16 protein-coding genes are annotated in these 13,942 nt (G+C 38.1%); 11 read left to right on the forward strand and 5 right to left on the reverse strand.

What is annotated here, in order from left to right; translation table 11 throughout:
- Window positions 1–80: 80 nt before the first annotated feature.
- The 3 genes from OOZ15_RS14405 to OOZ15_RS14415 are packed head-to-tail and all read left to right on the forward strand — an operon-like array spanning window position 81 to window position 2,540.
- Complete coding sequence (locus tag OOZ15_RS14405; protein WP_265957127.1) at window positions 81–1,139, forward strand: 3-oxoacyl-ACP synthase III family protein; 1,059 nt, start codon at window positions 81–83, stop codon at window positions 1,137–1,139.
- A 1-nt stretch (window position 1,140) separates the two neighbouring features.
- The gene (locus tag OOZ15_RS14410; protein ID WP_265957128.1) at window positions 1,141–1,668 is read left to right on the forward strand and encodes a methyltransferase domain-containing protein; all 528 of its coding nucleotides are present in this window, start codon (window positions 1,141–1,143) and stop codon (window positions 1,666–1,668) included.
- Window positions 1,669–1,688: 20 nt separating this feature from the next.
- Window positions 1,689–2,540 carry a glycosyltransferase family 2 protein gene (locus tag OOZ15_RS14415; RefSeq protein ID WP_265957129.1) on the forward strand — a complete coding sequence of 284 codons (852 nt, stop codon included), beginning with the start codon at window positions 1,689–1,691 and terminating at the stop codon, window positions 2,538–2,540.
- 56 nt (window positions 2,541–2,596) lie between these two features.
- Here OOZ15_RS14415 and pafA read toward each other — a convergent pair whose 3' ends face one another.
- Entirely contained in the window at window positions 2,597–4,246 is a 1,650-nt protein-coding gene (pafA, locus tag OOZ15_RS14420; RefSeq protein ID WP_265957130.1) for an alkaline phosphatase PafA, read from the reverse strand.
- Window positions 4,247–4,383: 137 nt separating this feature from the next.
- Between pafA and OOZ15_RS14425 the strand changes: the two genes are divergently transcribed.
- Both OOZ15_RS14425 and OOZ15_RS14430 read left to right on the forward strand, forming a co-directional pair.
- Entirely contained in the window at window positions 4,384–5,121 is a 738-nt protein-coding gene (locus OOZ15_RS14425; protein WP_265957131.1) for an MlaE family ABC transporter permease, read from the forward strand.
- A complete protein-coding gene (locus tag OOZ15_RS14430; RefSeq protein ID WP_265957132.1) occupies window positions 5,121–5,888 on the forward strand; it encodes an ABC transporter ATP-binding protein in 768 nt (255 codons plus the stop codon). The genes OOZ15_RS14425 and OOZ15_RS14430 overlap by 1 nt, the downstream gene beginning before the upstream one ends.
- Before the next feature lie 5 nt (window positions 5,889–5,893).
- Here OOZ15_RS14430 and OOZ15_RS14435 read toward each other — a convergent pair whose 3' ends face one another.
- Genes OOZ15_RS14435 through OOZ15_RS14450 form a run of 4 tightly spaced genes read right to left on the reverse strand, consistent with a single transcriptional unit; the run spans window position 5,894 to window position 8,974 of the window.
- Window positions 5,894–6,103, reverse strand: coding sequence for a hypothetical protein (locus OOZ15_RS14435; RefSeq protein ID WP_265957133.1), 210 nt, complete (start codon window positions 6,101–6,103; stop codon window positions 5,894–5,896).
- Entirely contained in the window at window positions 6,100–7,494 is a 1,395-nt protein-coding gene (locus OOZ15_RS14440) for a radical SAM protein (protein WP_265957134.1), read from the reverse strand. Before OOZ15_RS14440 ends, OOZ15_RS14435 begins: the two co-directional genes overlap by 4 nt.
- A complete protein-coding gene (locus OOZ15_RS14445) occupies window positions 7,484–8,230 on the reverse strand; it encodes a prolipoprotein diacylglyceryl transferase (RefSeq protein ID WP_265957135.1) in 747 nt (248 codons plus the stop codon). Before OOZ15_RS14445 ends, OOZ15_RS14440 begins: the two co-directional genes overlap by 11 nt.
- 12 nt (window positions 8,231–8,242) lie before the next feature.
- On the reverse strand, window positions 8,243–8,974 hold the full coding sequence (locus OOZ15_RS14450) for a biotin--[acetyl-CoA-carboxylase] ligase (protein WP_265957136.1): 732 nt from the start codon (window positions 8,972–8,974) through the stop codon (window positions 8,243–8,245).
- A 91-nt stretch (window positions 8,975–9,065) separates the two neighbouring features.
- Here OOZ15_RS14450 and rsfS point away from each other — a divergent pair, with 91 nt between their 5' ends.
- The 6 genes from rsfS (at window position 9,066) to OOZ15_RS14480 (ending at window position 13,886) form a co-directional block, all read left to right on the forward strand.
- Window positions 9,066–9,434 (forward strand): ribosome silencing factor, encoded by a 369-nt coding sequence (gene rsfS / locus OOZ15_RS14455; protein WP_265957137.1) that lies wholly within the window; start codon window positions 9,066–9,068, stop codon window positions 9,432–9,434.
- Between the two features lie 25 nt (window positions 9,435–9,459).
- The gene (gene ftsH, locus OOZ15_RS14460) at window positions 9,460–11,409 is read left to right on the forward strand and encodes an ATP-dependent zinc metalloprotease FtsH (protein ID WP_265957138.1); all 1,950 of its coding nucleotides are present in this window, start codon (window positions 9,460–9,462) and stop codon (window positions 11,407–11,409) included.
- 110 nt (window positions 11,410–11,519) lie between these two features.
- Window positions 11,520–12,128 carry an LUD domain-containing protein gene (locus OOZ15_RS14465; RefSeq protein WP_265957139.1) on the forward strand — a complete coding sequence of 203 codons (609 nt, stop codon included), beginning with the start codon at window positions 11,520–11,522 and terminating at the stop codon, window positions 12,126–12,128.
- A gap of 33 nt (window positions 12,129–12,161) precedes the next feature.
- Entirely contained in the window at window positions 12,162–12,977 is an 816-nt protein-coding gene (locus OOZ15_RS14470; RefSeq protein WP_265957140.1) for a phosphatidate cytidylyltransferase, read from the forward strand.
- Window positions 12,967–13,620 carry a phosphatidylserine decarboxylase family protein gene (locus tag OOZ15_RS14475; RefSeq protein WP_265957141.1) on the forward strand — a complete coding sequence of 218 codons (654 nt, stop codon included), beginning with the start codon at window positions 12,967–12,969 and terminating at the stop codon, window positions 13,618–13,620. Before OOZ15_RS14470 ends, OOZ15_RS14475 begins: the two co-directional genes overlap by 11 nt.
- Window positions 13,617–13,886: an acyl-CoA-binding protein gene (locus OOZ15_RS14480; RefSeq protein ID WP_265957142.1), complete on the forward strand. Its 270-nt coding sequence runs from the start codon at window positions 13,617–13,619 to the stop codon at window positions 13,884–13,886. Before OOZ15_RS14475 ends, OOZ15_RS14480 begins: the two co-directional genes overlap by 4 nt.
- The last annotated feature ends 56 nt before the right edge of the window (window positions 13,887–13,942 follow it).

The following is a 13,942-nucleotide window of genomic DNA, read 5'->3' on the forward strand; positions in this document are numbered from 1 at the left end:
GCATTTGGACATCGTAAAATAATTCCTGAATTCCTTCAGCAAACAATTAATATCCATATATTTAGTAAAATTAGAACACGATGCACATCAAGATTACCGGGACGGGATGTTATATCCCTTCCCAAATAACAAAGAACAGTGATTTTTCACAGCACGAATTTCTCAATACAGACGGAAGTTCTTTTTCACATCCCAATCAAGTCATTATTGAAAAATTCAAAGCCATTACCGGAATTCAAAAAAGACGGTATGTGGAAGATAAATACACTACCTCCGACATCGCTTTCTTTGCTGCAGAAAAAGCCATTGAAGACGCTCAAATAGACAAAGAAATCCTTGATTATGTTATCGTCGCCCACAATTTTGGCGATATTAAAAAAGGAACTGTTCAAAGTGACGCCGTTCCCAGTATTGCATCCAGAGTAAAACACGCTTTAAAGATCAAAAATCCGAAATGTGTGGCCTACGACCTGCTTTTTGGTTGCCCGGGATGGATAGAAGGAATGATTCAAGCTCAGGCATTTATCAAGGCCGGTATTGCCAAAAAATGTTTGGTTGTTGGCGCTGAAACCCTTTCGCGGGTTGTCGACGAACACGATCGGGATTCCATGATCTATTCTGATGGTGCGGGAGCAGCGATTATCGAATCTACTACTGATAAAGGAGGTATTCTGTCCCATCTTTCAACTACCTATGCCTATGATGAGGCCTACTATCTTTTCTTCGGAAAATCTTATTGTCAATCGTTAGACTGCAACACCAAATACATCAAAATGTACGGCAGGAGAATCTATGAATTTGCCGTGACCTATGTGCCCAACGCTATGAAAGAATGTTTGGAAAAAAGTGGTGTTGACATCGAAGATGTAAAAAAAGTGTTCATCCATCAGGCTAATGAAAAAATGGACGATGCTATCATCCAACGTTTCTACAAACTGTACGGAAAAGAAATGCCCGAAGGTATTATGCCTATGAATATCCACGAACTTGGGAACAGTTCCGTAGCCACCATTCCTACCCTATTTGATTCCGTTAAAAAAGGAATGATCGAGAATCAGGAAATACATAAAGGAGATGTTGTTATATTTGCAAGTGTCGGCGCCGGAATGAACATCAACGCGCTGGTTTATAAATGTTGATATGTACGAAAACAGCTTTCCAAGCAAACGCTATAAAAAAACAATAGAATTCCTCGAATCCAGCCTCCCTCAACCTGCCAAAATATTGGATCTGGGAGTGGAAAACCCTTTCAGCAAAATCATGAAAGAGCGAGGTTATGAGGTGACAAACACACAAGGCGAAGACCTTGACCTTGACACTACAGCCGTTGCACAAACAGATGCTGATGTCGTGACCGCTTTTGAAATCTTCGAACACCTCATCGCACCCTACAACACCCTCAAAGCTATTAAATCTGACAAACTGATTGCCTCTGTGCCATTACGATTATGGTTTTCGCGGGCGTACAGAAGTAAAACTGATATATGGGACAGACATTATCACGAATTTGAAGACTGGCAATTCGATTGGTTATTGGAAAAAGCAGGCTGGGAGATCAAAAAAAGAGACAAGTGGACCAATCCGGTTAAAAAAATAGGGATTCGGCCTTTGCTACGCTATTTTACGCCGAGATACTACATTGTCTATGCTGAACGCAAAAAATCCTAACAAGTCATCATTTTTTGAACATGGATTATTACATCGTCATTCCCGCCCATAACGAAGAAGCTTTTATAAAACTGACGCTGGATTCTATTGTCAAACAGACTTTGCTACCCAAAAAGGTGGTTGTTGTCAACGATAACTCCACCGACAACACAGAAACAATTATCGATTCTTTTGTTGCTGAATACAATTTCATTCAAAAACTGAACGCCGTATCCACTTCAGAACACATGCCCGGCAGTAAGGTGGTTAACGCTTTCAACAAAGGCTTAGCAATTTTGGACGAACACTATGATTTTATCGTAAAACTGGATTCTGATCTGATTTTACCCCTTGATTATTTTGAAAAAATCGCTGTAATCTTCAGTAAAAGCGAAAAAATAGGCCTGGCCGGAGGTTTTGTTTATGAAGAAAATGAAAAAAAGGAATGGATGCTGAACCATCCCATGAACAAAGACCATGTGAGAGGAGCTTTTAAAGCCTATAGAAAACCCTGTTTTAAAGCCATTGGCGGACTTAAAAGTGCGATGGGTTGGGACACTGTCGATGAATTACTCACAAGGTTTCACGGTTATGAAATCCACACCGACGATTCCCTAAAAGTAAAACACTTGCGCCCTACTGGAAAAAACTACAACAAAAAAGCAAAATTCTTACAGGGAAAAGCCATGTACACCCTACGCTACGGATTTTTCATTACGCTCATCGCTTCAGCTAAAATGGCGTGGAAACAACGAAAGCTACAAACGCTTATCGATAACCTCCGAGGTTATTTTTCAGCTAAAAAAGAAAAAACGCCCTTTCTTGTATCGCAAGAAGAAGGCGCTTTTATTCGTTCGTATCGGTGGAAAGGGATTTTGGGAAAATTATTCTGAAATCCTCCCCCAACCCCTCCAAAGGAAGGGAGTATAGTCCCTCCCTTTTAAGGAAGTTACTCTATCACCTCACTGATAGGCTCCCCGGTTTTTCCATCGGGATAAGCGATTCCCAATAGCGCACAAATAGTATTGGCTATATCGGGAATTTCCGTACGTTTTAAGGTTTCACCCTGTTTGATTCCTTTTCCAAAGAACAACAAAGGCGAATGTGTATCGTAGGCATAACCGGAACCATGTGTTGTTCCTGTTTTTGATGAAGACGGGATATAACTAGGATCCAGTATATACAAAACATCACCAGAACGCTTAAAATTATATCCCATTTGCAAGTTATGTGTAACTCCATGTACAAACTCACCATTTCTCATCGCCGTTCCCGTGTAGGCCTCTGCAACATTTTTATAGTTCTTGATCTCGTTTACAATGGCTGTTTCCACATCCTCAGAAGCGATATTTATTTTTTTCAACAAGGCTTGATCTAAGAAAATTTGTTCGTTAGAAATATTCTTGACAAGCTTATCACTTCCAAATTTCTCGGTTAGAAAAGTATTCAACTGGTCGTGAAGTTCCTTTGTGCTGAAATTCCCTCCGGGCATATTCAAGCTTTCCAGATAAGACGGTACTTCTACTGCTCCGTGATCGGCTGTTAAGAATACCGTATATTCTCCCTTGCCCACTTTTTGATCCAAAAAGCTTAAGAAACGCCCCAAATCTTTATCCAAACGCAAATAGGTATCCTCGGTTTCCACAGCACTCACTCCATAACGATGTCCTACATAATCCGGGGAAGAAAAACTCACTGCAAGAAAATCGGTTATATTGTCTTTTCCTAAATCTTCACCAGCTACAGCTGCTTCGGCAAAATCTACAGTTAACGAATTTCCATAAGCCACTCCTTTCAATATGTCAAATCCTCCATTATCGTCCCAAAGCTTTGGTAAATCGTGAGGAAATACTGCAGCTTTTTCGCCTTCAAAAGCACCTTCAAAATTGTTTTCGTCAGCAATACTCTCTGTGTAGTCATCTATGTCATAAAGTGTATTCCACACCTTTTTGTATTTCTCTGCCGCATCAGATTTGTTGAATTTAGTTACCCATTTTGGCAATTCATCCATATAAAATGTACTACTGATCCAGTGCCCTTCATCTTTCCCATGAAACCAATAGGCAGCATCGGCAGCATGTCCGGCAGGGAGAATAGCTCCTCTGTCCTTAATCGATATTCCAATCACCTTCCCTTTAGAAACCGTAGCCAATTTCAGTTGGTCCGTCACTGTAGAAGCAATCATTCTTCGAGGAGACATCTTTCCGGCATCAGTATCTGTTCCCAAAGATTCTACCGTAGCATCTTCCGTACAATAAACCATTCTGTCTTCTACTTTGTCATACCAATCATTTCCTATGATCCCATGTACTTTTGGAGTTGCCCCTGTGTAAACAGTTGCATGTCCGGCTGCCGTTTTTGTCGGAACGTAATTAAAGTGGTTATTCCTGCAGTTGAAGCCTTCACTTATCATTCTTTTAAATCCATCATCTCCATATTTATCCCAATAACGGGTCAAATAGTCATAACGCATTTGATCAACAACAATCCCTACAACCAATTTTGGCTTGGCAAAAGGAGCCTCCTGCGTATTTTTTTGAGCTTGCAGTGTGATTATTCCGCACAACATCACGCCCAACAAAAAGGTAATGTTCTTCATGTTTAATTTTTTATGGTTTCTTCTCTTTAGATATATTAACATCACAAAACTACTATTTTAAAATAATCGAAACTTTAAATCTTGGTTAAAAGAGAAGTAATTTTATTTTTTTACTTTAGCTATTCTATTTTTGCTACATGATTTACCTTGAAAATATTGGCAGGTACTTTTTAATGCTCAAAGGGGTTTTTAGTAAACCCACCAAATGGCCTATCCTAAAAGATCTTATCTTCAAAGAGATCGACGATTTGATATATGGTTCGTTGGGTATTATTGTTTTCATTTCTTTCTTTATAGGTGGAGTTGTAGCCATACAAACGGCTTTGAATATTGACAATCCTTTGATTCCTAAATATCTGATTGGTTTTACCACAAGGCAATCGGTTATTTTAGAATTTGCCCCTACTTTTACTTCCATCATCATGGCGGGTAAAGTGGGTTCATATATCACCTCCAGCATTGGTACCATGAGGGTTACTGAACAAATTGATGCCCTGGAAGTCATGGGAGTCAATTCGTTGAACTATTTGGTGCTTCCAAAGATCGTTGCCCTTATGCTCTATCCTTTTGTTATAGCCATTGCCATGTATATGGGTATTCTTGGAGGATGGATAGCCGTTGTTGTTGGGGGATACAGTACAAGTGCCGAATTTATAAGGGGGCTACAAGAAGATTTTGATACTTTTCACGTGTTTTATGCCTTTACAAAAACTATTGTATTTGCTTTTATTCTGGCGACCATCCCTTCTTTTTACGGATATTACATGAAAGGTGGCGCACTGGAAGTTGGAAAAGCCAGTACTTCTTCTTTTGTCTGGACCAGTGTAGCTATTATTATTGCCAATTATTTACTCACTCAAATGCTTTTAGGTTAATGATCAAGGTTGAAGACATACACAAATCTTTTGGTGATACTGAAGTATTGAAGGGCATCACGACCAATTTTCACAAGGGAAAGACCAATTTGATCATCGGGCAAAGTGGATCGGGGAAAACCGTTTTCCTTAAATGTCTGTTGGGATTGCATCATCCGGATAGTGGAAAGATTACCTACAACGATCGGGTATATTCTGATCTGAATGATGACCAAAAGCGAAACCTGAGGCAAGAAATGGGCATGGTTTTTCAGGGAAGTGCACTTTTTGACTCTATGACCGTTGAAGAAAACGTGATGTTCCCGCTCAGGATGTTCTCTAAACTATCTAAAAACGAAATGCAGGAACGTGTTGATATGGTTTTGGACAGGGTTAATCTGGTTGACGCCCATAAAAAATTACCTTCAGAAATATCCGGAGGTATGCAAAAACGTGTGGCCATAGCCCGGGCTATTGTCAACAAACCAAAATACTTGTTTTGTGACGAACCCAATTCAGGGTTAGATCCAAGGACAGCCATTGTTATAGACAACCTTATTCAGGAAATCACCCGGGATTTTGATATCACGACCATTATTAACACCCACGATATGAACTCAGTGATGGAAATTGGAGAGAAAATCATTTTCCTAAAAGATGGTTTTAAAGAATGGGAAGGCACCAATAAAGAAATTTTCAAGACCGATAACGAGGCGGTGACCAATTTTGTGTATTCATCAAATTTGTTTAAAAGAATACGACAGACTTATTTAGAGGAAGACAATTAATTATATCAATAACCCCCGGACATTAACGCACCACATATACCAAGTGACACTATTAAATAAAGAACGGCTAGAATAAAAAATACTTTCGCTGCTTTTCGTTTTTTGTTGTAAGACAATATTCCCCCGATAATTGCAAGTAATGCCGCTGGGCCAACCATGATGACTATAAGAAGGATAATCAATCCATTTAAATTCCCTATTTCTAAAAACATCATACCATTTCTTTTTTAAGTTGATTTAAATACGCAACCTTATCATCTCTATAAAACAAGTTCATTGTTTCAAAAGGGATTATTTTATAATCTTTATTCACAATATGCACACATGATTTTTTTACTGCCCTCACATCAAAATTATACGCATCAATAAATTGCATAATAATAACTCTGAATAAATTATCATAGCCCAAATTTGGCGCATCAATATTTGGCAAGCAACACATAATCGATTTTAGGTTTTCTTCAGCCACTTCAACAGAATTCCCAGTACTAAAGAGATCAATCATTTTCCCATGTAATACTTCATCTTGTTCATAAACAATGGTGTTTTTACTATTGTCCAGCAAATCATTCGGATTTATATAGCGGGTTAATGGAAACACTTCTCCATTCAATTTTAATGCATACCCCATCACCAATGCATCGGGATTGCATGGAACCGGCAATAAATCGTCCTGATTAAAAAAAGTTGTTTGTTCTAAAATCTTTCTTCTTACTTCAGTAAGTGTAATTCTATCTTTTTCAGGATTAAAATGTTCTAACCTCCCCGCAATTTGCGTAGGTTGAAAAGTAACACCCCGCACACATTTTTGTTTCAACGCATAATTAATGATCTTTCCTATTTCGTCATCATTTAACCCTTTTTGCAATGTCACCACCAATGTAGTAGAAAGATTTACCTCATTTAAGTTTTCCAAAGCCTGTTGTCTGATGCTACTCAATGTAGCGCCACGCATTTCTTTCAAAACTTCGTCATCAAACGAATCAAATTGAAGGTATATTTCAAAATCCGGAGTGTATTCTTTTAATCGTTTTACAAACTCTTTTTCTTTTGCTATTCGCAAACCATTTGTATTCAACATTAAATGTCTAATAGGTAATGATTTTGCATAATCCATAATCTCGAAAAAATCCGGGTGAATCGTTGGTTCTCCTCCACTTAGCTGAACAACATCCGGTTCTTTCTCATTTTCAACTACTGCATCCAGCATTTTTTTTATCTCATCTAACGTCCTATGTCTACCATATGTAGGTGAAGAGCCGGCATAACAAGTAGGACATGTTAAATTACAACGGTCTGTTACTTCTACTATTGTTAGACATGAATGCTGTTCGTGATCGGGACAAAGGCCACAATCGTAAGGACACCCATAATGTGTTTCTGTATTGAACTTATGTGGCGTTTCCGACGGTTTATTGTAGTTTCTTATATTTTTATAATAAGCAATATCATCAGCAATCAAAACCTTAGAAGCACCATGCTCTTTACAACGTTTTAGCATATATACCTTTTCATTCTCAAACACAATTTTAGCATCCACTCGTTTTAAACATTCTGGACAAAGGCTCAATGTAAAATCGTAATAAGTATATTTTCTAGTAGGCATAAAAAAATGTTTTGAGTGTTTTTCTATAATAAATGAAACAGATAATGCAAAGAATTTGAATACTGCTAAGACCGAAAGTAAAGAAAATATTCGGTTTTAAGAATTCCATAAAAAAACGAAAACCAAAATAAAGCAACATGAAATACTGAAACAATATCCCATCCCTCAGTTTTCCCGATTTTCGCAACCGGTACAGTAAAATAAAAATGATTATAAGGAATAGCAGTTCGTATAAAGCCAATGGATGCCGCATAATACCATCTCCCAAATCCATTCCTACAAAAGAAGTTGTTTCAATTCCATAGGTAAACTCGTTCACTCCTGCCAAAAAACAACCTATCCGACCCATAAAAATCCCTAGAATAATTGGCAACACAAACAAATCTCCCGATGATTTTTTCTCACCAATAATCTTTTTGGCAGTCTCTACCCCTAATAACCCACCAAAGAGTCCGCCCATAATTGTTTTTGTATTCAGCAAATCAATAAAACCTCTTAAAGAAGTATTAAAAACAGGGTTCTCCAGAAAACCAACTAAACGCGAACCTATAAATGCCCCAATTGCTGCTCCTAAAATTATAGACAATCTATTGTTTGTGTTGATAGCATCACGGGTGTTTTTTCTTAAATAAAGATAATACCGAAACGCCACAAAAAAAGCCAAATATTCAAGAACAAGATGGACGTTTATGTGAACACCGAAAATTTTAGCTTCAAATGGAAGTGATATAAACATTTAATGGGCTACTTAATACAATAATTTCAATTCTTTTAAATCAAACTCCTTTAGTATTTCGTCTTCCATCAATATTTTCAGACACCCTTGGTCAGACACTCCTTTGATAAATCCCATGATCAATTCGCCGCTTTTCAGTTTAAAAGTAGAAGGCTTATCTTTTCTGAACAAATGATGTTCATAAAGTGTTTTTAATTCTTCATAACGTCCATCAGCCACCCATTTTTCATATTTTTTGAATTGTTCGATGATTTTAAAGAGCACCTCCTCCCTTTGGTAATATATCCCGGTAATTTTTTTTAGGGACGAAGCATTCATCACACCTTCAAAATCTGTTTGGTTAAGGTTCAAGCCTATACCGACGATCGTCGCGCTCATTTCCCCCTTTTTTATGATACTTTCTATCAGAATTCCGCAGATCTTACTATTTACTGACAAAATGTCGTTTGGCCATTTTATCTTTAATTGTGGAATTATGAAATAGCTTAGTGCATCATAAATGCCCAAAGACACCGCCATACTCAAATAGAATTGATTGTTCTTTTTCAGATGATTGATCTTCTTGAACACACTAAACATAAGGTTTTTACCCTCTTCGGAAAGCCATTTCGTCCCCATTTGCCCCCTTCCTTCGGTTTGTTTTTCGGCCATCACAACCGTATAATCCTCCAGTTCATTTTCAGCAGCCAAACGCCTTAAATACGAATTTGTGGAGTCAATGGCATCAAGTTTGATTAATTTCATCTAGAATACTACATTAAATATGTAATCTTATGTTAATTTGAATAGTCCAAAAACCAAAAAAATAATAACTTTGTGAAAATAAAACTTTTTAATGGCAAAAACGAATAGTAGCGCAGATCAGTTAATAACATTTATCTTAAAAGGAATCGAAGAGGTTAAGGGGAATGACGTAAATATTTTAGACTTAAGAGATATTGAAAATACGGTTTGCGATTACTTTATAATCTGTAATGGTACTTCGAACACACAGGTAAACGCCATCGTAAATTCTATTCAAAAAACTGTCAGCCGAGAACTTAAAGACAAACCATGGCATGTAGAAGGTACAGAAAATGCCGAATGGGTCTTGATCGATTATGTGAATGTGGTTGTACACGTTTTTCAGAAACACATTAGGGAATATTACGATATAGAAGGGTTATGGGGAGATGCAAAAATGACCGCAATCTCAACGAATTAAAACAAACAAGAAGCAACAAAAATTAATGGCAAAAGATAATAATAACAATACAAGCCCAAAAAAACCTAAATTCAGTTCATATTGGATTTACGGGATTATATTAGTCCTTATCATAGGTATGCAATTTTTTTCCGGGGGAAGCAGTTGGCAATCGCCTCCTGATATAACCCCTTCTAAATTACAAGACTACCTCAAGGACGGAGATGTAAGTAAAATACAGATCATAACCAATACCAGACAAGCTAAGGTATATCTCACCAAAGAAGCACAACAGAAGGAAGTTCACAAGGATGCCTTGAGCAAAACCCTTATTCCTTCTACTTCACAAATACCACAATATCAACTGAAGTATGGTGATCTTCAGAATTTTGAAAACGACATCAAGAAAACCATCGACGAGAACGACCTCACGGCTTCGGTCGAGTATGAACAGGAATCCAATCTGTTTGGTGAATTGTTGTTGAATTTACTTCCTTTTATTCTGATTATCGGAATATGGATATTTTTGATGCGAAGAATGTCCGGAGGTGCCGGTGGAGGTGCCGGTGGACAGATTTTCAATATTGGAAAATCAAAAGCCCGCCTTTTTGACGAGAAAACCGACATGAAAGTTACTTTCAAGGATGTTGCCGGATTGGAAGGGGCAAAAGAGGAAGTACAGGAGATTGTAGATTTCCTTAAAAATCCGGAAAAATATACTTCCCTTGGTGGTAAAATTCCTAAAGGGGCTCTTTTGGTAGGTGCTCCCGGAACAGGTAAAACCTTATTGGCAAAAGCAGTTGCGGGCGAGGCAAAAGTACCGTTCTTTTCCCTTTCAGGTTCCGATTTTGTGGAAATGTTTGTAGGGGTTGGTGCTTCGAGGGTAAGAGACTTATTCAAACAAGCTAAAGATAAATCCCCGGCCATCATTTTTATAGATGAAATTGATGCCATTGGTAGAGCTCGGGGTAAAAATAATATCACAGGTAGCAACGACGAAAGGGAAAACACCCTGAACCAACTGCTTACCGAAATGGATGGTTTTGGCACCAACACCAATGTTATTGTATTGGCCGCCACCAACCGTGCCGATATTTTGGACAAAGCATTGATGCGAGCCGGACGTTTTGACCGACAAATCTATGTGGATCTTCCCGATGTAAGGGAACGTAAAGAAATCTTTGAAGTCCATTTAAGACCCATCAAAATATCCGACAACTTGGATTTGGAATTTTTGGCTAAACAAACACCTGGGTTCTCAGGAGCGGATATTGCTAATGTCTGTAACGAAGCAGCCCTTATTGCTGCCAGAAACGGAAGAAAAGCAGTAGACAAACAATCGTTCCTCGATGCGGTGGACAGAATTGTGGGCGGACTCGAAAAGAAGAACAAGATCATCACTCCGGGAGAAAAGAAAACCATTGCTTTCCACGAAGCCGGTCACGCTACCGTAAGCTGGATGCTCGAACACGCAGCGCCTTTGGTGAAAGTAACCATTGTCCCTCGTGGACAAAGTCTTGGAGCAGCTTGGTATTTGCCTGAAGAACGCCTTATCGTCCGTCCGGAACAAATGTCAGACGAAATGTGTGCCACACTGGGAGGAAGAGCTGCTGAAAAAGTGATCTTCGACAAAATATCCACTGGGGCTTTGAGCGACCTTGAAAAAGTGACCAAACAGGCTAGGGCCATGGTGACCATCTACGGATTGAATGATAAAGTAGGAAATCTAACATATTACGATTCAAGCGGACAAACAGATTACAACTTTTCGAAACCCTACAGTGAGAAAACCGCTCAATTGATCGACCAAGAAATTTCCAAAATTATTGAGGCACAATACATAAGAGCCATTGAGATTTTGGAACAAAATAAAGACAAACTCACAGAACTGGCAGAACACCTGCTCGAGAAAGAAGTAATCTTCAAAGACGACCTTGAACGTATATTCGGGAAAAGACCTTTTACCAAAGAAGAGGAAGAATTACAAGAGAATTAATGTGCAAATGGGGGTATTTATGAAATTTACCCCCATTTCCTACGTTATACTTAATAATTTCATACTTTTAAGCGAGTAAATAATTAATCTTTTCCCCCATTAAAATTATAATGAGCTTATTTAAAAAACTTTTCGGATCCAAACAAAAGAAGGATGAGTCTGGCACAGGAACTGATGAAAGAGGAAAGTTTATGCCGGAAATTAAGCTTCCTACCGACGAAAAATTCACTATTAATTTCAAAAAGAACGGCGGTAAATTCTTGTATTGTGATTCTCTGGAAGAGGTTTATGATTGTTTTTCCAATATTCTTACTGAAAATAGCTGGAGTCCCGCAGATGTCTGTTGTTTGGACAGTAATCTGAAAAAGACCTTTCAGCACTTCAAAATTTCCCAAAAAAACGATTGTATAGGTGCTACTTTGTTATTAGCTCGTTGTGAAAATTTGGTTGCCGACAACGGATCCATCCTTATTTCATCCAATCAAATAAAAGAAAGCAAACTCAATGACCTGCCCGACAATTTTATCGTATTCGCCACTACAAGTCAGCTTGTTGACACCATCGGAGAAGGATTAAGGGGCATTAAGAAAAAGAACAGAAATCAGATTCCTACCAATATCACCACCATAAAACACTTCAGTATAAAAGAAGAAAAAGATTTTCTGACTTACGGAAGTAGTTCAAAAAACTTATATTTGCTCCTATTGGAGGATCTATAAGGCAAAAATTCATAAGACTTAAAATTTAACCGTGTGAAAGAACTTTTAAAACGTACCCTTACGGGCATTATCTATGTTTTTTTACTCCTTTCAGCTGTCTTTCTGAGTAATGACGCTTTTGATTTTCTGTTCATGGCTTTCGGCCTTATTTGTATCTATGAATTTAAAAAGATCATTCGTCTTAGCGGTTACTATATTTTCATTGCTTTTATGGCACTTTGGTGGGTTTTTATCTACCTTTTGGGGGAAATTCCATTCCAAAACCTATTGCGCTGTATCCTCCTTGCTTTAAGTGTAGGTGTTAATATTTTCTTGATTACACTGCTGTATTCCCACAAAAAACCGAATTATACCAACACCCAAAAATTTATCATCACGCTTTGTTATATCGGTGGTGGATGTATCTTTTTGACCATGATTCCCTATCAGCCACACCATTTTGCCGAATCTTTAATAATTGGTATCTTTATATTGATATGGGTAAACGATTCTTTTGCCTATATTGTGGGAAAAGGCATTGGGAAACACAAGCTTTTCCCCAGTGTTTCCCCAAAGAAAACCATTGAAGGATTTATCGGCGGATTGTTATTTGCCCTTGTTGCGGCCTATTTATTGTACATGTATAGTGGAGAACTCAACTTAGTGCGATGGATGGTACTTGCCATTGTTGTTGTTGTCAGTGGTTCTATAGGCGATTTGGTAGAATCTAAATTCAAACGCTTGGCAGGTGTAAAAGACAGTGGTGCTATTCTACCCGGACACGGTGGTTTGTTGGATAGACTGGACAGTCTTATTTTTGCTGCCCCTTTTTCATATTTAACTCTTCAATTATTTAATTATGTTTCATAAAGAAGGCCATAAAATCATCCTTTTCACCTTCATTTTTGTAGCCATTGGGGTCATTTTGTCTCAATTTTATATTGACATTTTATGGCTGAAAAAGCTTGTTCAATTTGCACTGTTGATCATTTTGGTTCTCATACTTCAGTTTTTTAGGAATCCGAAACGAAAAACCGAACTAAACAATAAACATATTATTGCCCCTGTTGATGGTAAAGTAGTTGTTATAGAAGAGGTATTTGAAAAGGAATATTTTAAGGATAAACGCATTCAAGTTTCCATTTTTATGTCCCCCATCAATGTGCATGTTACCAGATATTCATTGGGCGGAACGATAAAATATAGCAAATACCACCCCGGGAAATATCTCGTGGCGTGGCATCCCAAATCGTCTGAGGAAAACGAACGCACCACTGTGGTAGTCAACAACCCTGTGTATGGTGAAGTGTTATACCGACAAGTAGCCGGTGCTATGGCCCGAAGGATCGTAAATTATGCGCAAGAAGGCGACAAAGCTGTGCAGGGAGCAGATTCAGGATTCATTAAATTTGGCTCCAGGGTTGACCTCTTCCTGCCGTTGGACACCGACATAAATGTAGTACTACAACAGAAAGTAAAAGGAGGAATTGACGTTATTGCATCCAAAAAATGAACTCGGATTTGAACACAGCATTTGATGAAGCGGTAGAGCGTATTAACAATTGTAAGGAATTGTTTCCTGCCGATTTCTTATTGCGCCTGTATGGCTATTACAAAAAAGCTACAAAAAACAGTGAACCCCCCAGTAGCAGGCGACCTATTATCAATGCGTTTAAAGCCAATGCTCTTTTTCAAACAAGAGACATTAGCGAAAAAGAAGCCAAGGAAAAATACGTCAAGTTGGTGAACGAGTATTTTAAAGAAAAAGATAAAACGTAAATCTGACTTAAAAACAAAATTGACATTGTCAAACTGAGCCTGTCGAAGTTCAACAA

Origin of the sequence: Galbibacter kalidii, assembly GCF_026241135.1 — a bacterium.
GTDB lineage: Bacteria > Bacteroidota > Bacteroidia > Flavobacteriales > Flavobacteriaceae > Galbibacter.